This is a genomic window from Bacillus sp. FSL R9-9492, assembly GCF_038007365.1.
GTDB lineage: Bacteria > Bacillota > Bacilli > Bacillales > Bacillaceae_G > Bacillus_A > Bacillus_A mycoides.
On sequence record NZ_JBBOXC010000001.1, the window covers coordinates 4,620,048 to 4,640,876 of the forward strand.

Consider the following 20,829-nt stretch of genomic DNA (forward strand, 5'->3'; position numbering starts at 1 on the left):
CCTATTTTTCATACATATTTACATAAAAAAGAACAAAAACTAACGTCAGTTTCAATTCTGAAGAAGAGGTGAAGATAATGAATTTTAATTTACGCGGCGCGGTATTAGCGAATGTATCTGGAAATTCACAAGATCAATTACAAGAAACGATTGTCGATGCAATTCAAAGCGGTGAAGAAAAAATGCTTCCAGGTCTTGGCGTTTTATTCGAAGTCATTTGGAAAAATGCTGATGAAAATGAAAAACACGAAATGTTAGGAACACTGGAGCAAGGATTAAAAAAATAAGCAATAAAAGGTCACCTTAGAAAAAAAACTAAGGTGACCTTTTATGTCTATAAAATTTTTCTTCTCCTAAACATTTCTACTTTACTAACGCTACCCCGATGGAGTACAATATTCAAAATACATTTAAACCGATCGATTTTTCTTCATGTACATCATTAGATAAAGTGAAACTTTAATCAGTGGGGGTCCCCCCACACTGATTATTAGTTGAACCAATCGGGCTTTTACGGGCAGTTGATTCCCCACCTAACTTCCTCGTATTCGCTAAATTTTAAGGTGGGAATCTTACTGCCCGTTAAAGCGGGATAAAAGGAGTGAATGTTTTATGCAACGTATTACGCTTGAACAAGTTTTTAAACATCACATTACACAAAAATATGTAAACCGTTCTGGAATGGTCCACGCGATTGCTGTCGCTTACCATGCGTTTCACTTAGCCAAAAAGCATCACGCCTCAGTCGATGCTGCGACAAAGGCTGGCTTCCTTCATGATATCGGACATCATACGTGGTACACAGGCGGCGAATGGGACTATGACTTGTATAAAAAGAATGATATACATGCGATTAAAGGGGCAGAAAGATCTCATAAATTGCTTATTAGATTAGGAGAACATCCTAAACTAGCAAAAGAAATTTCTGTTGCAATTCTTCTGCACACTGATTCTTTCCTACTAGAACAAACACTTGAAAGAACACCTCTACAAAATGTTATTAAGTGGGCGGATGAAGCCGATGAAGAACCAGGTGGCGCACACCATTATAGAACTATTTCTTATGAAAAAGCATTGAAAGCAATTCAGCAATTAGACCGATTGGTAGAGCGTGAATTACAAATAGAGCAAAAGAAATTGAATGACAAGGCAGAACATAGTTATCAATGAGAAAGAGGCATCACTATAGGGTGATACCTCTTTTATTATTTTCACGAAAAATACACCTTTATATGTAATATTTAAATATTACACCCGAAAACAAAATACTTTATAATTAAATATACAAATATAAAGAGGTGATTTTACAAATGCAACCCGTTACACAACTTTCTAATGAGCAGAAATACTCTATGTCATGGGGACAATTTATTAGCTCCGTTTTATTCGCTTTTTTCGGAACCGGACTTATTACTGTGTTCCTCGCAATGCCCTTAACAATTTATACAGCCGGTCTTACAGATAAAAAACAAATTGCCCTGTATGAATCTATTGCAAATACTGCAAGTATCGTATTACAACTAGCCGTGTTGTTATTCTTCATTTTCAAATTTGAACCCGCAAAAAAATTACTGCTAAAATCTTTTAACTTTAAAGCACTTAAAGAATGGCGTACATACGTATACTTACTTCTTTTCTTCGCTATAAACATTATACTCAATTACATCTTGTTAAATTATGTGTTCCAAGACGCAACAAATCAGCAATCTTCCGCACTTAACTTAGACGTTTTTAAGCAGTATCAAATATTATTACTTCTCGGCTTCGCTATACTCACACCAATTTTTGAAGAGCTTATTTTCCGTGGTTTTATACTTCGCTTCTTCTCAGAACGCTTTCCATTTTGGATTGCAGCCATTTTAACAAGCTTCTTCTTCGGTATCGCTCATACATACTCACTTGGAGTAATGGTAATTACTTTCTTCATGGGATTATTAATGGCTATTTTATGTAAAAAAACAAAATCCATTATTCCAGCTATGTTATTTCATATTATGAATAATATGTTAGCATTCTTGAGTTAGAAAGAGGTCTCATCGCGATACCTCTTTTATTAATTCGTATCATCACTTCTCATTTCTATCAATTTATACATATTTATTAATAATATCCAAAATAAACCTCATGTAGTAAAATATAACTCATCACCATAGAAGGAGATTATTTATGTCGAGCTTACTTTGGATTTTTTATATGCCACTTCTTGTTTTATGCGGATTTTTCGGTGGTATTTTTTTAATTATTACTAGCATTAAACATCTTAAATTATTTGTGGGTTTAATGGGGCTACTTAGCCTATCTTTTGTCATACTACCTTTTGTTTTTTGGGGCATGGGGGTGAATAGCGATACGATCCTCCCTATTTCAACTACTTTATATTGGATACTGTTTTCTTTAACTGGATTATTGGCAGGATTAAATGGATTACAGGCAAAGATTAAAAGTATACGTAATATGGGATTCATTATTTTTATCGCTGGCATATTAGGGGTTATTTTCTGGGTACTTATGTCTGTAGGGGATTCATTCTATATATAATATTTTATCGGAGGTAATACAGAAGTGTTTGGAATATTAACTTGGATGGTTTTGGCTCTTACTTTGATGTTATGCCAATTCATCGTTGGCATTTTTTTAATTATTGCTGGCATTAAATATCGTAAATCACTTACTATTATAGCTGGTTTGATTAGCATATCGCTTATCTTTGTTCCTATCATTTGTATAGGTTTTGGAATAGATTTAGAGGGGATGGTTCCAATTTCAGGAACTTTATATTGGTGTTTCTTCTCTTTAGCTGGACTATTAGCTATTATAAGTGGAAGACAAATATCCAGCATTCGTGCTATGGGAACAATTTTGTTTATAACAGGGCTGTGCTCCGTAGCTGGTTATCATTTTTTATATCTAACTCTTTAAAAGACAAAAAAGCAGGGAATTTAATTCCCTGCTTTTCTATTTGATTTATTGCCTGATGGTAAGAAGAACGATAACACCCAAGCAATACCAGCTAATATAGTTGCAATTAAGAAGGCATCGTTAATACCGTTAATTGCAGATAGCTTTGAAATTTGTCCGAATAATAGTTGTGTACTCATCGCATCTCCTGCTTGAGCTGATCCGGCTAATGCCGCTAAGCTTTGGCCCATACCGTGTACTTTATCAACTAAAATCGGGTTTGACGTTGTTAACATATTGCCGTAATCCGCTACGTGAGCAGTAGTTTGTTGCGTCATAAGCGTGATTAATATCGCTGTTCCAATTGAACCAGCTACTTGTCTTGACGTATTTTGCGTTGCTGTACCGTGAGAAATTAATTTCATCGGCAGTGCATTCATACCAGCTGTCATAATTGGCATCATAATGAATGACATACCAATTGAGCGTATAATATAATCCGTCATAATAACGCTATACGGTGTATCCATCGATAACGTTGTAAATTTATATGTCGCAAATGTTGTAATGGCTAATCCGACAATTGCTAACGGACGAATACCATACTTATCAAATAGTTTACCTGCAACTGGTCCCATGATCCCCATAATTAATGATCCTGGAAGTAATAATAAACCAGATTCCATCGGTGTAAAACCGCGAATGTTTTGCAAGTATACTGGAAGTAATAACATACCTCCGAATAAGGCCATCGTTACAATCGCGTTAATTACTAATGTGAAAGTGAACGTCGGATATTTAAACACTTGTAAATCAAGCATTTTATTGTCTGTTGTTAACTCTCTCCAAATAAATACAGCTAAACCAATGACACCGATGATAAGTGTTATAACAACTTCTGCACTAGTCCAGCCATTATTTCCAGCTTCACTAAATCCGTACAGTAAGCTACCTAGTCCAATACTTGAACTAAAAACACCGAATACATCTAACTTTGTTTTAGACACTGGCTGAGCTAGTGTAAAGAATTTAAAAGATAAGAACGTAATAATTAAACCGATAACAAACATCCCATAGAACATTAAGTTCCAGCTATAGTTTTCAATTACCCAACCTGTTACAGTTGGTCCGATAGCTGGTGCTAAAATCATAGCTACCCCAAGTAACCCCATAGCTGCTCCGCGTTTATTAGGCGGGAATAATGTCATGAAGATATTCATACCAACTGGCATTAAAATACCTGCACCAACCGCTTGAATAACACGGCCTGTCATCATCATTGTAAAGTTTCCTGATGTAGCACAAATGATAGATCCTACAGTAAAGAATAACATTGCTGCTATGAATAATTTACGATACGTAAACCGTGAAACTAAAAATGCACTGATTGGTACTAAAATTCCGTTTACAAGCATGAAGCCTGTAATTAACCATTGTGCTGTTGAAGTTGATACGTTAAATTCGTTCATTAATGGAGGCAATGCAACATTAATGATCGTTTGGTTTAAAATAGAAACGAACATACCGAGAATTAATACAGCTACAACTGCCTTTACATTCACATTCTCTACCGGCAATTGTCTCTTCAGCATTTCTTTTTCCTGTTTTACTTGCTCTTGCTTCCCTGTTTCTAATTCCACTACGTTAGAAGCTTCTGTTTCTTGTTTTTGTTCAAGTTCTTTCTCTACTGTTTCTGCTTGACTTACTTCTATCTTACTTACGGCTGGGACTTGTTCTTCTCCCACATTCGTTTTTTTCTTTCGTAAAAGACGATTTATAAGGAAGAAGACGATTATACAAAATAGTGCATATCCTACAATTGCAATTGAGGACATCTCATCTCCCCCTTACTTATGAATACGAACTGACACATTCATTCCAGGAACAATATTTACTGATTTACTATGATCTAAAGAAACTTTAACTGGGACAACTTGCTTTACTTTCGTATAGTTCGCTGTTGCGTTACTTGATGGTAACATCGAGAATGTATTCGCTGTTGTTAATCCAACTTGTTCTACTTTTCCCGTTAACGTTGTATCTGGGTATGCGTCTACATACACATCTACTGTTTGGCCTTTTTGAACATCATCAATATTTGTTTCTTCAATATTTGCTGTTACCCATAAATTGCTCATATCAAATGCATAAGCAATTGGGCTACCTGCCCCAACGAACGCATTAGTTGTTGCATTTGATTGTACAACTGTTGCATTTTGCGGAATTGTTACATCTACTGTTTGCTCACCATTTGCTCCTGCTACAGTAACCGCACCTAATTTATCGTTCTCATTGTAATTTTTTCCGACTTCAACTTTCCAGTCTGTTAATTTACCTGCTACTGGTGATGCAATTGGGATTACTTTCCCGTCAATCTTTGCATTTTCTGTTTTTAAATAGTTTTCCGCTTGATTGTAATAGTAATAACCGCCAATACCGCCGCCAACTAATACAATTAATGTGATAATGTTGATAATTACCATTCTTCGAAACTGATTCATTGCATTCCTCTCCTTATATCGCATATAATTTTTTTCTAAACTATTTACATCCTTAGTGTTTATATTGTTTAATTGTTAATTATATTAACCTTTAAACAAAAAAAGCACACCTTTTACGACGCAAACTATGTTTTGTCTGCATCCTAGCGGTGCTGATTTCTAAAGGACTATCGTTTATAATTATAAATAATTATCCTGAATCTACAACCAACAATTTAAACCTATATGTTGTTTAAACAACATTACACTATACATGTGTTGTTTAAGGTTAAAAAATTAAACGAGGTGAAGTAAAAATGTCTATTAAAAATACAAATGATCCACGTGTAAAACGAACGAGACAACTCATACAGGATGCTTTTGTCGCTTTAGTAGGCGAAAAGGGATTCGAAAATGTAACTGTGCAACATATCGCAGAACGCGCTCCTGTAAATCGTGCTACATTTTATAGCCATTACCATGATAAATATGATTTATTAGAAAAAAGCATAGAAGAAATGTTAGAAAAACTAGCTGCAGTAATTAAACCACAAAATCGAAATAAAGAAGATTTTCAGCTCACTTTTGATTCACCGCATCCAACTTTTTTAGCTTTGTTTGAGCATATCGCAGACAATACTAATTTCTATAACGTTATGCTCGGCGATAAGGCAGCTGGAAACTATTCTTATAAAATGATGAAAACAATTCAAACACATTTAACATTAAGCCTATCTATTTCCCAGCCAGATGATGAAGACCTTATGGTCCCTCGTGATATTCTTATTAGTTATGTTACAGGCGCTCATATCGGAATGATTATGTCATGGTTAAAAAGAGGCATGATTTATACCCCACATTTCATGGCAATGCAATTAACTCGCTTAATTATTTTAGGAGCTCATACTGCAGCAGGATTAGAAAGACCGTTTTAAAAATGGAAAAAGCGAAGGAGGTTATCCTTCGCTTTTTTCTATTAATTAAATGTAATGTTATGTACAGCCTCTTTATCAAGACGTTTAATAACTTCTACAATTAACTTCACTGCGTTTTCATAATCATCACGATGTAACATTGCTGCATGAGAATGAATGTAGCGTGTCGCAATCGTAATTGCCATAGATGGGATACCATTTACAGAAATGTGAATTGCTCCTGCGTCCGTTCCCCCGCCCGCTACAGAATCATACTGATATGGAATTTGTAATTCATCCGCAACATCAACAACGAAATCACGTAAACCTGTATGACCAATAACAGAAGCATCATATAGAATGATCTGCGGACCATCACCCATTTTACTTTGTGCTTCTTTTGCCGTTACACCTGGTGTATCACCAGCAATACCTACATCTACTGCGAATGCGATATCTGGCTTAATATAGTTTGCAGATGTTTTCGCACCACGAAGACCAACTTCTTCTTGTACAGTCCCAACGCCGTATACAACGTTTGGATGCTTTTCATCTTTTAATTGTTTTAATACGTCAATTGCAATTGCACAACCAATTCGGTTATCCCATGCTTTTGCAAGTAACATCTTTTCATTCTTCATCACTTGGAATTCGAAGTACGGTACAACTTGATCTCCTGGTCGGATGCCCCACTCCATCGCTTCTTCTTGGCTAGAAGCACCAATATCGATGAACATGTCTTTAATTTCAACTGGCTTTTTACGAGCTTCTGGAGGTAAAATGTGCGGTGGTTTTGAACCAATTACACCTGTTACATCTCCTTTACGCGTTACAATCGTTACGCGCTGTGCAAGCATAACTTGCGACCACCAGCCACCCACCGTTTGGAAACGAAGGAAGCCTTTGTCATCAATTTGCGTAATCATAAAGCCGACTTCATCTAAATGACCTGCAACCATAATTTTCGGGCCGTTTTCTTCCCCAACTTTTTTCGCAACTAAACTTCCTAAATTGTCAGTAGAAAGTTCATCTGCAAACGGCTCAATATATTTCTTCATTACTTCACGTGGTTCGCGCTCGTTACCCGCAATACCGCGTGCGTCTGTTAATTCTTTTAGCATTGTCAATGTCTCGTCTAATTTTATCATTGCCAACACCCTCCTTTTTCTTCAGTCACTTTATTATACAAAAGGAAATTGAAATATTCAAAAATTAAATTAGTATCCTTGTGTTTGACGCTGATGATTTACTTCATTTTTATCTAAATATGCTTTTTCAATTTCATCTTGTTCAAATTCAAGCGCTTGCCCAAGGCGAAGATAGCTTGTAAATAGTTCAATATAGTTCGTAATAGAAGGTTGATCTGTAAAACGAATTACTTTCGCATATGTGTCTAAGAAAATTTCCACTTGTGTTTTATTCGTTTGCGCACATTTATAGAATAAGAAGTTTTTATCAATTCCTAAATCGATTCCGATTGATAAAATAAAATGTAAACCATCTACGTATTCTTCTAATATTACTTCACGTTCTGAAGCTGGTTTATTGCTCCAATATTTAAAACAACGTGTTTCATTTGCAAGTTCTCCAATTTCTACAAGAAGAGCTAACATTTTTTCTTTTAACAATTTTTTCGGTTGTAAGTCATGTTCTTTCACAATACGGTCATCTAATTCTTTTTGTAATTTAAATAGTTGTAGTAAGTCCATTCTATTGTCCTCCTCCAACATCGCATTTTCCGCAACAATGTTGTTTCATCTCAAAGTTCATTATTATTTTTCGTTTCTTATTAACAAGTCAGCTACCTACATCTTTATAAAGATAGCTTGTCCTTAATTTGCAAATACGTTTCAATCATCACTCATAGATTGTTCACTTGATGAAAGTTCCATATCATCTTTCCATTATAGCAGTGTCGTTTCTGCTAGGAAAGATACACTTCTTCACGAATGAGTTCAAATAAAAAAAGTCAGGAGGATTCTCCTGACTTTATATATATATTCTTTTATATCGCTATGGCTTTTATATTGATTTTGTCATATCGATAACGACACATCCGTTAATCTTTCCTACTTTCATGTAAAAGTCTCCTCATTATCGTTACAAAAATTCTTACAAGCACATCTTAATATACTTGAGCAAGAAATAACGATAATAAGTGGAGGATTTTACAATAAATGCAAATAAAAAAACCTTAGAAGAAAATCTTCTAAGGTTTTAAACAATTAGTTAATGTTGTTTTTTGCAACTGTTGCTAATTCAGCGAAAGCTTTTTCGTCATGAACAGCTAAGTCAGCAAGCATCTTGCGGTTAACTTCGATGCCAGCATTTTTTAAACCGTGCATTAAGCGGCTGTAAGAAAGACCATTCATACGAGCTGCTGCGTTGATACGTGTAATCCATAATTTACGGAAGTCACGTTTCTTTTGACGACGGTCACGGAATGCATACATTAGAGATTTCATAACCTGTTGGTTAGCAACCTTAAATAATGTACTCTTAGAACCGTAGTAACCTTTTGCTAATTTTATAACTTTTTTACGACGTTGACGAGTAACTGTACCACCTTTTACTCTTGGCATAATATTACCTCCTAGTTTGTTCTATATATCAGCCGAACTTATTTTAAGTTGTCAAGCATTTGACGAATGCGTTTGAAGTCACCAGCGCTAACTACACCAGCTTTACGTAGTTTACGTTTAGCTTTTGTAGATTTGTTAGCGAATAAATGGCTTGTGTAAGCGTGAGAACGCTTCAGTTTACCAGATCCAGTCTTTTTGAAACGCTTTGCAGCGCCGCGATGAGTTTTTTGTTTAGGCATAGGTATTTCCTCCTCTATCTATTACTTATCGTTTTTCGGTGCTAAAACTAAGAACATACTACGTCCTTCCATTTTAGGCTTAGATTCAATTGTACTAACTTCAGCACAAGCTTCTGAGAAGCGATCTAAAACACGTTGACCGATTTCTTTATGAGTAATGGCACGTCCTTTAAAGCGAATTGACGCTTTAACCTTGTCGCCTTTCTCTAAAAACTTGACAGCATTACGAAGTTTTGTGTTAAAGTCATGTTCATCAATTGTTGGACTTAAACGAACTTCTTTCATGCTAATTACTTTTTGATTTTTGCGCTGTTCTTTTTCTTTCTTCTGTTGCTCAAAGCGGAATTTACCGTAGTCCATAATGCGGCATACTGGTGGTTTCGCATTTGGAGCAACCAATACTAAATCAAGATTAAGACCTGCAGCTAAGTCTAAAGCGTCATTACGAGACTTGATTCCAAGTTGATCGCCGTTTGCGCCAACTAAGCGTACTTCACGTGCACGAATTTGCTCGTTAATCATCATATCCTTGCTAATAGTAAGCCACCTCCAAGGTTTTCTTAGAATACGTTTTGCAATTGTAGAACCCGAACAAAAAAAGTGCGGGCACACGGCACCCACACTTGTAATATCTTTAGTAAGAAATACATTTACCTGCTAACTGCGAATGCGTCCATCAGGTGAGAAGCGGGTGCTTCTACTTGTCAAAACCATATTCTATTATCCTTGATGATTTTATCATAGGACATGACGTCTGTCAAGAAGACGCGATCTGTTTTACTAACAACAAGAAATATTGTAACAAACAACCAGCATACTTGCAATACTTTTTTATGATAAGTATTGTTTGGTTATTTTTTCTAGATTTTCTTTTTTATAATACATAAAAAAGCCGCGGTATACCGCGGCTCTTTCTTATCGTTTTCCTTCTACCTTAATCATGTCAACAAACGCATCTAATGCGATTGTTTCTGATTTTTGTTCACCATATTTACGTACGTTAACGCCATTTTCAGTAACTTCATTGTCACCTACTACAAGCATGTACGGAATCTTTTGCATTTGTGCTTCACGGATTTTGTAACCAATTTTCTCTTCACGAGTGTCTAATTCAACACGGATACCAGCACGTCGTAATTCATCTTGTACTTTCTTCGCATAGTCTAAATGTACTTGCGGAGAAACTGGAATTACTTGCGCCTGAACTGGAGCTAACCAAGTTGGGAATGCGCCTTTGTATTCTTCAATTAAGAAGGCTACGAAACGTTCCATAGTTGATACAACACCACGGTGAATTACAACTGGACGATGTTGTTTACCGTCTTCACCAACGTAAGTTAATTCAAAGCGTTCTGGAAGTAAGAAGTCTAATTGTACAGTTGAAAGTGTTTCGTCTTTTCCAAGAGCAGTACGAACTTGAACGTCAAGTTTCGGACCATAGAATGCCGCTTCACCTTCAGCTTCATAGTAATCAAGACCCATTTCATCCATAGCTTCTTTTAACATACCTTGTGCTTTTTCCCACATCTCATCATCAGCATAATACTTTTTAGTATCTGCTGGGTCACGATAAGATAGACGGAATGAATAGTTTTCTAAACCGAAATCTTTGTACACTTCTAACGTTAAGTTTACAACACGTTTTAATTCTTCTTTAATTTGATCTGGACGAACGAAAATGTGCGCATCATTTAAAGTCATTCCGCGTACACGTTGTAATCCAGATAATGCTCCAGACATTTCATAGCGGTGCATTGTTCCAAGTTCCGCAATACGGATTGGTAATTCACGGTAGCTGTGAATATCATTTTTATAAACCATCATATGGTGAGGGCAGTTCATTGGACGAAGAACTAACTCTTCATTATCCATTTCCATTGATGGGAACATGCCATCACGGTAATGGTTCCAGTGACCAGAAGTTTCATAAAGCTCTCTACTTCCTAATACTGGAGTGTATACGTGATCATAGCCTAAGCTTGCTTCTTTATCAACGATGTAACGCTCGATAATACGGCGAATTGTTGCACCTTTTGGTAACCAAAGTGGTAAACCTTGTCCTACTTTTTGGCTATTAGTAAATAGTTTTAACTCTTTACCTAATTTACGGTGATCGCGCTCTTTCGCTTCTTCAAGCATACGTAAGTGCTCATCTAATTCTGCTTTCTTAACGAATGCAGTACCGTAAATACGTTGTAACATTTTATTATTGCTGTCGCCGCGCCAGTAAGCACCTGCAACACTTAATAATTTAAATACTTTAATTTTCCCTGTAGATGGAAGATGAACACCACGGCATAGGTCGAAGAATTCGCCTTGCTCATAAATTGAAATAACTGCATCTTCTGGAAGATCGTTAATTAAATCTAATTTTAACTCATCGCCGATTTCTTCAAAGCGACGAAGCGCTTCTGCACGTGGTACTTCATGACGAACGATTTCTAAGTTTTCGTTCACGATTTTTTGCATTTCTTTTTCGATTTTCTTGAAGTCCTCAACTGTAATTGCTTCTTCCATATCAATATCGTAGTAGAAGCCATTTTCGATTACTGGACCAATGCCAAGCTCAAGCTTAACATCTTTATATAAACGTTTTAACGCTTGTGCTAAAAGGTGAGCTGTTGAGTGGCGTAAAATATATAAGCCATCTTCAGAATCTAATGTAATAATAGAAACTGCACCATCTTCTTCGATTGGTGTAACAAGATCGATCATCTCATCGTTTAATTTTCCAGCCACAGCTTTTTTCTTTAAGCCTGGGCTAATAGAAGCTGCGATTTCTTCAGTTGTTACTCCTTTTGGAAACTCCTTCACAGCTCCATCAGGGAAAGTAATTTTAACTACATCTGCCATCACTGGTCACTCCTCTTTTTTTTCAAAATAAAAAACACTCATCCCATAAAAAGGGACGAGTGTTGAATTCGTGGTTCCACCCTTGTTCCAATTAACCTTATTGTTAATTGCTCAAGTTCAACATAACGGTGTTGTCCGTTAGCAATTACTAGAAAAACGTTCACTGCTAAAGTTTAGAGGTGGTAAGTAATTATCCCGTACTAGGAAGCTCACACCCTAAGGCTTCCCTCTCTGAAAATCGTAGAAAACTACCCATGTCCTCATCATAACATTTCAATATATTTCATTTATGTAGGTAATTATATGCTCAAAAACTTAGAAAATCAAGGGCGTTACCTTTATTTTTTAAATTTTTCACATTGCGCTCAAATTCATGTAATCCATGTAGTTGCACTCGTTCCTGAAATACATTTCGCAAAGTAATAATCATATTATGATCTTGTTCTTTCGTATATAAATAAATCTTTTTCGGCGAAATAGAAAGAAGTGGTGCAATTACTTTCGTATCGATATATACATCCTGTTTCTTTAATAATTCTTCATCTATATATTGAACCAATTTCTCCTGTTTTAAACGCCTACCTTTATCATCATAGAAAATAAAACTTTCATCAAAAATAAGATGTACACAGGACAAACGTGATTTCCGGCTACTTACTTGTTGGCGAAGTGTCTCAATGAATATTTGGTATTCCTGCTCCATCTTATACTCATCAATTGCAACTTCAGCAAGCTTAGTTACCATTTCCCTATATGTACGAAGACGAAAACGAACGTATGATGAAAACGAGAATGAGAGCGGATCACAAAGCCAATCATTCAAAGACGACGCAATATAAGATTCAAATTTTTGACGTGTTAAATCACTAGCTACTCCTTTTCTTCTTTCCTTTAAAATCTCATGTGCCATATGCAATATTTGATGACACTCTTCTTGTTCTTCATAAAAAAACTTTTCCTTTAAAATGGTATGAATCCATTCATTTTGTTTCACATTCATAATGAAATATAGTAATACTGGCAATAAAATCTTTTCAATATAATTTGATTCACATAATGGTATATGAATAACAACCTTTTGTTCGTTTAAATATACACTTGTTTCCTTATATAAGGATTCTGTTCTTTTCGTTAGTTGTCTGTATACGTACACAGCATCATTTTTTTCTTCGAAGCAAATTTCAATCACTTTTGTCCCCCCTTTTATCCCCGCTCTAAAGGATTGCATCTATACGTTACAAATCCTATAAGAGTCCGATCTATGGAAGTTCACTCTTAGTAGAAACCTATCTCCCATTGTTAGAACATCCACTCGATATGGCTTGCTAATTTTATATATATTAAGGGAGGGAGAAAAAAATGATACAAGCTACTCTGAAAAAATGATTAAAATAAAGTGAAACTTTAATCAGTGGAGGTTTTGTCCATCGTCCACTGATTATTAGCCCGCACCAATCGGGCTTTTACGGGCAGCAGGGCTCCCACCTAACTTCTTTGCTTTACAGCCGAATTTTGAGGTGGGAATCTTACTGCCCGCCAATAGCGGGATAAAAAAGAGCAAGCTTCTCAGCTCGCTCTTTACTTATTACGACGATTCTTCCCGCCAATTGGGATTGGCTTCGCTAAATATTTAATTCGTTCCATAATACGGGCCGCTTTCATCTCTTCTGCTTCACCGCGCTGTGTATACGTTAAATGATGTTCCAACTGTTTGAAATCAAAGTTAGATGTAAAGAACGTCGGTAAGTTTTCCAACATACGGAATTGCAAGATTGCACCGAGTACATCATCACGTACAAAACTTGACATCGCTTCTGCCCCGATATCATCTAACATTAATACTTGTACACGTTTGACAGCATCAATCTTTCCGCTAATCGAATTATCTTGAATCGAACTTTTGATTTCACGTAAAAATTCAGGGAAGTATACGAGCATCGAACTAATTTTCTTTCGCGCAAGCTCATTTGCAATTGCCCCTAAAAGATACGTTTTCCCTACACCAAATTTACCGTACAAATATAAACCTTGTGCTTTTTTACCTGGTTCGTATGTGTTTAAAAATTCATTCGTTGCACCTATTGCATCAATACGTGCATCTAAATCTGAAGGGTCTAAATTTTCCATAGTTGCCTGCAAAATGTCAACTGGCATATATACACTTTGAACGAGTTTTTCATATTTTTTTCTCTCATCATATGCTACTTTTCTAATACAACGATCGTATTGAATATCAATCATCTTACCTTGAATGACGAGCTTCGGCTCATATCCTTGTAGCATATTTTTACATGACCCTAAATCTGGACAATCCGCACACCCTACACTTTGTCCAATATATTCATATAACTTCACAAGACTTCGTTCAATCATAGAAGTCGTTACTTCACCTTTATGTTCGTCTATAAATTCTTTCACACGAGGGTGCGCCATCACTTCTGCCTTTAAGACTTCATATCTATTTTTAAAGTTTTTATTTTCCATTAATTTCGTAAATGAATTTTGAATATGCTCCATTTTCTCACCTCAAAGAGCGTTCATTTTCTTTTATTAATCACGCTTATATTTTTTCAATACTTCTTCTAATCGTTTCCGTTCATCTTCTAACGTACTTGCATCTTTTTTCGCACTTACGTCATTTTTTACAGGTTCTTTCTCTTCTTCTTTCGACTCTTCTTTAAGCCAATCTGGTACCATTTCTTTTCGCACTGTTTTCTTCGCTGTACGACCTTTTTTCTTAGTCTCAGCCCACTCTTGATATTGACGATTCTCTTCTTTCGCTAGCGCCATCGCCTCGCCTACTGTACCGACCTTTTTTCGCGCCCAATGTCCAGCAATCTTCTCGACATACGTTTTAGCAAGCTTCATATCTGAGCGTAGCATAACGTAATAAATAAGTACATTCACAACCCCTGGCGTTAACTTTTGATTTATCATTACATCCTCAACGATTTGCAAGTCCGCTTTCGTCGCCTCTGCACCGCCTGAAATCTCTTTCAATAGTTGTTTTGGCGAGATTTCCTCTAACTGTTTCATTAGCATCTCTTCTTGCGTAGATGGCTCTTTCTCTTTCATTGTACGAGCAGCATGAGGTTGCACTCTTTCACTTAATACAGGTAACGCTTGACCATTTTCGAATTGATACCAATCGCGTGCTCCCTTCCGAAGCCTTTCGATATCAATTGTTTGCACTTCTGTCACTGCGCCAAGAACGATATTTTGCATCGATAACACATCCACACCGTACACATAAGCGAGTGTAATAACACATTCTCTCACTTGATCTGTAATCGCCTTTTTAGGAACAAGGGCTGATAGTCCGTCTACAAATAAAGAGAAATCAAAGAAATCGTTCCAAACTTTCGGAGCATCCCCATTCTCGTTACTTGGCATAATTGTCGTTTTCGGGATACGCAGTTCTTCTTGCGCATATTCAAACTGACCTGGGTTAAACGAATCAAATATATCGTTGAAGGAGCGCGTAACATTTTCATAAGAAGCAAAATCGAATTCTTCTTCTAAGAAATATTGCTTTACTTGGTTGTATTTTGTCCGACTCAAGCGATTATATAAAAAGATACTTAAAACAATATCATCAAAAAACTGCTTCGGAGATAAAGGTGATTGCAATTCATATATAAACATCCGAATATCTTTTTCTTTCTTAATATATACATTTAAAAGACCAATCGCTTCTAACTTTACTCGTTCCCCATATATTTCAGGAAGTTGCATTTGCATAGTCACCATAAGGGAGTGATGTGTATTCTCTTTTCCAAACACACGATCTTGCTCTAACTCTCCCCATAGTGTCATGTATAAGCTAAAAGCTCTACTACCTATTAACGGCTGATACAACATCGTTAATACTTTCCGGTCGTAATTATGTAACAACCCTTTCGCACTTACTTTATAACGATCAATCGGCAATAGCTCCATCCATGACTGTTTTTCCATTCTTGCTTTTCCTTTCTCTCATCCAATCTAGCCTACATTTCACTCGTTCTATCTTTATTATATAATTTATTAGCGAAAAAGAGCTATTAGCTTCCGCTTCTAGCTCTCTTATCTCGTTTACTTACAGTATATAAAGAGATTCCTTCTACTCTCTCTCTTTTTGCAGTATATCTTTTAATTCTTCAATAAATACATTTAAATCTTTAAATTGACGATACACAGAAGCAAAACGTACGTAAGCAACATCATCAATATCACGAAGTTCTTCCATAACAATTTCACCAATCATATCACTTTTTACTTCTGATATACCTAAGTTACGAAGTTCACGCTCCACACTTTGTGTTACTTCCTCTAACTGCCTTAAAGATACAGGTCTTTTTTCACACGCTTTAATTAAACCGCGTAAAATTTTCTCTTTATTAAACTCTTCTCGTGTTCCTTCTTTTTTAACAACAATAAGAGGTGATTCTTCTACTCTTTCAAATGTCGTAAAGCGACTTAAACAACTTTCACACTCTCTTCTTCTTCGAATAGAGCGCCCCTCGTCTACCGGACGCGAATCTAACACTCTTGTTCCATTATGAAAACAGGATGGACAACGCAATTCATTCACTCCTTTACACTATAATCTTTATTCTTTCGCTACTCACCTACATGTGAAAATATATATACAATATTATATAACTCATTCTTCTATAATGACCACTCTAAGTTATTACATATCGTGATCCTATTTTATATAAACTAAAAAAGAGGTGCATTATACACCTCTTTACATTTTAAATCAATTATGTTCTTTTTTAAAGAGCTTTTGTTTCTCTCTGCTTAATTTCGAAGCTACCAGTGCCTCGAGGAAGCTCGATGCTCTCACGCGTTTTCGCGTTTAAACCTTCTGCAATATATTCTGCAGCAACATTTGGATCAATACGATCCCCACAAGTATAAACATCAATACTTGCGTAACCGTGCTCCGGAAAGCTATGAATTGTTAAATGTGATTCCGAGATAATTACTACTCCACTTACACCTTGTGGTGCAAATTTATGAAAAGCAACCTCACGTACTTCAGCACCAGCTCTTAGTGCTGCATCCACAAATAATTGTTCAATATATGGCATGTCATTAAGCTTGTCGAAATCGCAATCCCAAAGTTCAGCAATCACGTGACGACCCATCGTATCCATAGTATCCATTCTACAGTTCCCCCTTGTAAATTTATTCTAACTGTTCGAATTGAAAACTAATTTGCAATTTGGCTTGCTCCACTACCACGGGGGAAAGTTAGTCCAGAGAGGTCCTAACCCTTTAAGTAGTGACTACGTACCTCAGCTCTTAAGTTTACGAGTGTTAGTATACTTTGTTTATTTTCATTTTGCAACAACAGTTTTTTCGATTTTCTGTCATATTTTCCTCTTTACTTTTCCCTAAAAAAAATTAATGATTCACGAATACAGTAATCCCAACGTTTCGTGGTATGTCCACTATTTAAAAATATACTTATATAATTTTTTTCCTTTTCAGAAAAAAATAAAAAAGAGGGCAAATTTTCACTTGCCCTCTCTCGTTCACTTAAATATGTTGCACATTTTTTTGTTTCGCTAATTCATCAACAACTAACGTTACAAGATCTACAACACGACGAGAGTAGCCCCACTCGTTATCATACCAAGCAAGTACTTTCACTTTACGATCACCCATTACCATTGTAGACAAACCATCAATAATAGCTGAGTGTGTATTTGTATTAAAATCGATAGACACTAAAGGCTCTTCGCTGAATTCTACAATTCCTTTTAATGCACCGTTTGCAACAGTTTTGAATGCTTCATTAATATCTTCAACTGTTACATCACGTTTTACGTCTACTACTAAATCAACAAGAGACACGTTTGGTGTTGGTACACGAAGTGCCATACCATGAAGTTTTCCGTTTAAGTGTGGAAGAACTTTTGCTAGCGCTTTTGCAGCACCCGTCGTTGTTGGAATGATAGACTGTCCGCAAGCACGCGCTCTTCTTAAATCTTTATGTGGGTTATCAATATTTTTTTGGTCATTTGTATAAGCATGAACAGTTGTCATTAAACCGTTTTCAATTCCGAACTGCTCATCTAACACCTTTACAACAGGCGCTAAACAGTTTGTTGTACAAGATGCATTTGAAATAACAGTATGCTTTGTAATATCTAATTGGTCTTCGTTCACACCAACTACGATTGTTACATCTTCATTTTTACCAGGTGCTGTTAAAATAACTTTTTTCGCTCCAGCTTCAACATGAAGAATTGCTTTTTCTTTCGAGTTAAATTTACCAGTTGCTTCAATTACAACTTCAACACCTAGATCTTTCCAAGGCAACTCCTTTGGATCGCGGTTGTTTAAAAGGCGAATCATTTTCCCATCAACTAGTAAGTGATCTTCAAATGCTTCCACTGTTCCGTCAAACTTTCCATGAACTGTATCATATTTAATTAAATGCGCTAACGTTTCTGATGGATAGCTTGCATTTATTGCTACAATTTTGAATGCGCTTTCTTTTATTGCTTGACGAAATACCATTCTCCCGATACGTCCAAATCCATTAATTGCCACACGAGTCATAATATGTTATCCCCCTTGAATGCGTTATACTATTTATCTCCAATCCCAATAATAGTATAACACAAAAAGGAGATATGTCACTAAGCATTTTCATTAATTTCACAATTTTTTAATCAATAATGTTCCATTCTTTCAAAATAGAGGCTAATTGTGTTTTCGTTCCAGTAATTGTGCCATCATTATAAATTACTTCATCTGCCTTCTTTACTTTTTCTTCTAATGGCATTTGAGATTGAATACGAGCCGTTGCTGCTTCTTCTGAAAAGTTATTTCGTTTCATTAAACGTTCCAATTGCGTATTCGGTGTGACTGCTACAACTAAAACACGATCAACGAGATTTGTTAATTTACTTTCAAACAAAAGAGGGATATCTAACACAACCGCTTGCATATCTTCTTTTATGTACATCTCCTTTTGTGCATTCATTTCTTCACGCACTGCAGGATGAACAATTTCGTTTAACTGCAATCGTTTTTCTTCATTATAAAAAACGACACTCCCAAGCTTTGGTCGATCAAGCTCTCCATCTTTTTGTAACACTTCCGTTCCGAACACCTCTACAATTTTGTTATATGCCGGTTTTCCTCGTTCTACAACTTCTCGCGCAATAATATCTGCATCAATAACCGGTATACTCATTTCACGAAACATTTCTGATACCGTACTTTTTCCGCTTGCAATGCCTCCTGTTAATCCAATTACTACTGTCATAATAATCCTCCTCACAATATTAAAGGCGCGAAACTAATGTTCCACGCCCATACTTACATTTTCCAAATTCCAATAATAATGAGTAATACCCCAGGCAGGAATGTAAATTTTTGTAACCATTTCATATTTGATAAAATCGTACCGAGCTTCATTCCAATAAATAAAAATAAAGAACTCATAACCGCGACTAATACCGCCATCATCGCGGGTGCATAACCTAATAAAGATGCACCAATTCCAGCACCAAACGAATCTATAGAAAGAGCGATACCGAGAAGTAACGCTTCTCCTGCAGAGATAGTTCCTGATTTATCAAAATCCGCAACTGTCGGCTTCCGCAAAATTTGAATCACTAGCCCGAGTGAAGCAATTTCTAATTTCCAAACCTTCTCCTCTTGCTTTGGTTCTTCTTTTTTATCACTTCGAAAAAATTGGTATAATACCCAAATTCCAATTCCAATAAGAACAAGCCCACCGATACGCGTTGCGATAACAGGTGAAAATATTTTCGCGATCATATGTCCAATTCCCATGGAAACGAGCATTACAGCTGCTGAACAGATCCCGATAATTATAATTGATCTTAGTGGAATTCTTACGCTTCTTAAACCATATGTTAGCCCTACACTACAGCTATCTAAGCTTAATGTAAAAGCTAATAAAATAAGAGATAAATAAAGGTACATCGGTAAGCTCCTCCCTTATACATAGCCCTGCTGTATGTATATGACAAATGCCTATCCGATGTTATCTCTTTTCTATATTCTCGGCTGACAAATCGGGCAGTAATGCGTTCCTCTTCCGCCAACAACTGTTTTCTCTAATATCGTACCGCAAGTAACACACGGTTCTCCTTTTTTCCCATATACATTTAGAAGTTCTTGGAACGAACCAATTTGTCCTTGTGAATTAATATACGTTCTAATTGTACTTCCGCCTCGCTTAACAGCTTCGCCCAGAGTTGTAACAATCGCCTCGTAAATTCTTTCTACTTCTTCTTTTGTTAAAGATGCAGCTTCTCGTTCTGGGTGAATTTGAGAACGGAATAACACTTCATCTACATATATATTTCCAAGCCCTACTAAAAGACGCTGATCTAATAATACGACTTTTATTTTACGATTTGTTTTTTGCAATCTTTCTTGTAAATACTGCGGTGTCAATTCAGCATCAAATGGCTCCGGGCCTAAGTCAGCAAGAGGCATTTGATTCAACTCTTCACCTTTCTTAAAGAGATGCATCGTACCAAACTTTCTCACATCTTTATAATGTAATTCAGTTCCATCTGTAAATAAGAAACGGACGTGCGTATGTTTATCAATCGGCTCATCCTCTTGATGAAGTAAAAACTTACCTTCCATGCGCAAATGTGAAACAATTACATAGTTCGTTACATACAAAAGCAAAAACTTACCTCTTCGCTTTATATTTTCAATTGTCTCGCCTCTTAGCATTTCTTTAAAAATTTCTGCATCATCCGGTCGTTTTACTATTTTGGGATAAGTAATAACGACATCTTCAATCGTTTTTCCTGTTACAAGATTTTCAAGCGTCCGTCTAACGTTTTCAACCTCTGGTAATTCCGGCATTTCA

At 36.2% G+C, this 20,829-nt stretch carries 23 protein-coding genes and 2 other annotated features; of the genes, 6 read left to right on the forward strand and 17 right to left on the reverse strand.

What is annotated here, in order from left to right:
* Nucleotides 1-77 precede the first annotated feature (77 nt).
* The 5 genes from sspI (at nt 78) to MKY70_RS23715 (ending at nt 2,919) form a co-directional block, all read left to right on the forward strand.
* Nucleotides 78-287 (forward strand): small acid-soluble spore protein SspI, encoded by a 210-nt coding sequence (gene sspI, locus MKY70_RS23690; RefSeq protein WP_088034070.1) that lies wholly within the window; start codon nt 78-80, stop codon nt 285-287.
* Between the two features lie 325 nt (nt 288-612).
* Nucleotides 613-1,170 (forward strand): HD domain-containing protein, encoded by a 558-nt coding sequence (locus MKY70_RS23700; RefSeq protein WP_002067431.1) that lies wholly within the window; start codon nt 613-615, stop codon nt 1,168-1,170.
* 140 nt (nt 1,171-1,310) lie between these two features.
* On the forward strand, nt 1,311-2,024 hold the full coding sequence (locus tag MKY70_RS23705; protein ID WP_341025834.1) for a CPBP family intramembrane glutamic endopeptidase: 714 nt from the start codon (nt 1,311-1,313) through the stop codon (nt 2,022-2,024).
* 142 nt (nt 2,025-2,166) lie between these two features.
* Nucleotides 2,167-2,538, forward strand: a complete 372-nt coding sequence (locus tag MKY70_RS23710; RefSeq protein ID WP_060751313.1) for a hypothetical protein — start codon at nt 2,167-2,169, stop codon at nt 2,536-2,538.
* A gap of 24 nt (nt 2,539-2,562) precedes the next feature.
* The gene (locus MKY70_RS23715) at nt 2,563-2,919 is read left to right on the forward strand and encodes a hypothetical protein (RefSeq protein ID WP_016092408.1); all 357 of its coding nucleotides are present in this window, start codon (nt 2,563-2,565) and stop codon (nt 2,917-2,919) included.
* A gap of 20 nt (nt 2,920-2,939) precedes the next feature.
* Here the strand turns inward: MKY70_RS23715 and MKY70_RS23720 are convergent, their stop codons facing one another.
* Together MKY70_RS23720 and MKY70_RS23725 are read right to left on the reverse strand one after the other, a co-directional pair.
* Nucleotides 2,940-4,733: a DHA2 family efflux MFS transporter permease subunit gene (locus MKY70_RS23720; RefSeq protein WP_107887380.1), complete on the reverse strand. Its 1,794-nt coding sequence runs from the start codon at nt 4,731-4,733 to the stop codon at nt 2,940-2,942.
* 12 nt (nt 4,734-4,745) lie between these two features.
* Nucleotides 4,746-5,399 carry an HlyD family secretion protein gene (locus MKY70_RS23725; protein WP_060751310.1) on the reverse strand — a complete coding sequence of 218 codons (654 nt, stop codon included), beginning with the start codon at nt 5,397-5,399 and terminating at the stop codon, nt 4,746-4,748.
* A gap of 296 nt (nt 5,400-5,695) precedes the next feature.
* Between MKY70_RS23725 and MKY70_RS23730 the strand changes: the two genes are divergently transcribed.
* The gene (locus tag MKY70_RS23730) at nt 5,696-6,313 is read left to right on the forward strand and encodes a TetR/AcrR family transcriptional regulator (protein ID WP_002015467.1); all 618 of its coding nucleotides are present in this window, start codon (nt 5,696-5,698) and stop codon (nt 6,311-6,313) included.
* Between the two features lie 41 nt (nt 6,314-6,354).
* Here the strand turns inward: MKY70_RS23730 and MKY70_RS23735 are convergent, their stop codons facing one another.
* The 15 genes from MKY70_RS23735 to mutM all read right to left on the reverse strand — a co-directional run bounded on the left by MKY70_RS23735 (nt 6,355) and on the right by mutM (nt 20,825).
* On the reverse strand, nt 6,355-7,440 hold the full coding sequence (locus MKY70_RS23735) for a M42 family metallopeptidase (protein ID WP_002088917.1): 1,086 nt from the start codon (nt 7,438-7,440) through the stop codon (nt 6,355-6,357).
* Nucleotides 7,441-7,509: 69 nt separating this feature from the next.
* Nucleotides 7,510-8,001 (reverse strand): dUTP diphosphatase, encoded by a 492-nt coding sequence (locus tag MKY70_RS23740; protein ID WP_002015469.1) that lies wholly within the window; start codon nt 7,999-8,001, stop codon nt 7,510-7,512.
* Nucleotides 8,002-8,517: 516 nt separating this feature from the next.
* Nucleotides 8,518-8,874, reverse strand: a complete 357-nt coding sequence (rplT, locus tag MKY70_RS23745) for a 50S ribosomal protein L20 (RefSeq protein ID WP_001138364.1) — start codon at nt 8,872-8,874, stop codon at nt 8,518-8,520.
* 38 nt (nt 8,875-8,912) lie between these two features.
* On the reverse strand, nt 8,913-9,113 hold the full coding sequence (rpmI, locus tag MKY70_RS23750) for a 50S ribosomal protein L35 (protein ID WP_001125945.1): 201 nt from the start codon (nt 9,111-9,113) through the stop codon (nt 8,913-8,915).
* 21 nt (nt 9,114-9,134) lie between these two features.
* Complete coding sequence (infC, locus tag MKY70_RS23755) at nt 9,135-9,638, reverse strand: translation initiation factor IF-3 (protein ID WP_002015470.1); 504 nt, start codon at nt 9,636-9,638, stop codon at nt 9,135-9,137.
* A gap of 63 nt (nt 9,639-9,701) precedes the next feature.
* Nucleotides 9,702-9,822, reverse strand: a sequence feature (ribosomal protein L20 leader region).
* 206 nt (nt 9,823-10,028) lie between these two features.
* Nucleotides 10,029-11,966, reverse strand: a complete 1,938-nt coding sequence (thrS, locus tag MKY70_RS23760; RefSeq protein WP_002190845.1) for a threonine--tRNA ligase — start codon at nt 11,964-11,966, stop codon at nt 10,029-10,031.
* Nucleotides 11,967-12,014: 48 nt separating this feature from the next.
* Nucleotides 12,015-12,242, reverse strand: a binding site (T-box leader).
* 31 nt (nt 12,243-12,273) lie between these two features.
* A complete protein-coding gene (gene ytxC / locus MKY70_RS23765) occupies nt 12,274-13,155 on the reverse strand; it encodes a putative sporulation protein YtxC (RefSeq protein ID WP_002088921.1) in 882 nt (293 codons plus the stop codon).
* Nucleotides 13,156-13,544: 389 nt separating this feature from the next.
* Nucleotides 13,545-14,483 carry a primosomal protein DnaI gene (gene dnaI, locus MKY70_RS23770; RefSeq protein ID WP_002015473.1) on the reverse strand — a complete coding sequence of 313 codons (939 nt, stop codon included), beginning with the start codon at nt 14,481-14,483 and terminating at the stop codon, nt 13,545-13,547.
* 33 nt (nt 14,484-14,516) lie between these two features.
* A complete protein-coding gene (locus tag MKY70_RS23775; RefSeq protein WP_341025842.1) occupies nt 14,517-15,923 on the reverse strand; it encodes a replication initiation and membrane attachment family protein in 1,407 nt (468 codons plus the stop codon).
* A 145-nt stretch (nt 15,924-16,068) separates the two neighbouring features.
* Nucleotides 16,069-16,530: a transcriptional regulator NrdR gene (gene nrdR, locus MKY70_RS23780; RefSeq protein ID WP_001203686.1), complete on the reverse strand. Its 462-nt coding sequence runs from the start codon at nt 16,528-16,530 to the stop codon at nt 16,069-16,071.
* A 196-nt stretch (nt 16,531-16,726) separates the two neighbouring features.
* The gene (speD, locus tag MKY70_RS23785; protein WP_002003660.1) at nt 16,727-17,110 is read right to left on the reverse strand and encodes an adenosylmethionine decarboxylase; all 384 of its coding nucleotides are present in this window, start codon (nt 17,108-17,110) and stop codon (nt 16,727-16,729) included.
* Nucleotides 17,111-17,495: 385 nt separating this feature from the next.
* Nucleotides 17,496-18,524 (reverse strand): glyceraldehyde-3-phosphate dehydrogenase, encoded by a 1,029-nt coding sequence (locus MKY70_RS23790; protein ID WP_002129350.1) that lies wholly within the window; start codon nt 18,522-18,524, stop codon nt 17,496-17,498.
* 109 nt (nt 18,525-18,633) lie between these two features.
* Nucleotides 18,634-19,236 carry a dephospho-CoA kinase gene (gene coaE, locus MKY70_RS23795; RefSeq protein WP_341025844.1) on the reverse strand — a complete coding sequence of 201 codons (603 nt, stop codon included), beginning with the start codon at nt 19,234-19,236 and terminating at the stop codon, nt 18,634-18,636.
* A 53-nt stretch (nt 19,237-19,289) separates the two neighbouring features.
* Nucleotides 19,290-19,922, reverse strand: a complete 633-nt coding sequence (gene ytaF, locus MKY70_RS23800; RefSeq protein ID WP_002034279.1) for a sporulation membrane protein YtaF — start codon at nt 19,920-19,922, stop codon at nt 19,290-19,292.
* A gap of 72 nt (nt 19,923-19,994) precedes the next feature.
* Nucleotides 19,995-20,825: a DNA-formamidopyrimidine glycosylase gene (mutM, locus tag MKY70_RS23805; protein ID WP_002034280.1), complete on the reverse strand. Its 831-nt coding sequence runs from the start codon at nt 20,823-20,825 to the stop codon at nt 19,995-19,997.
* Between the last annotated feature and the right edge of the window lie 4 nt (nt 20,826-20,829).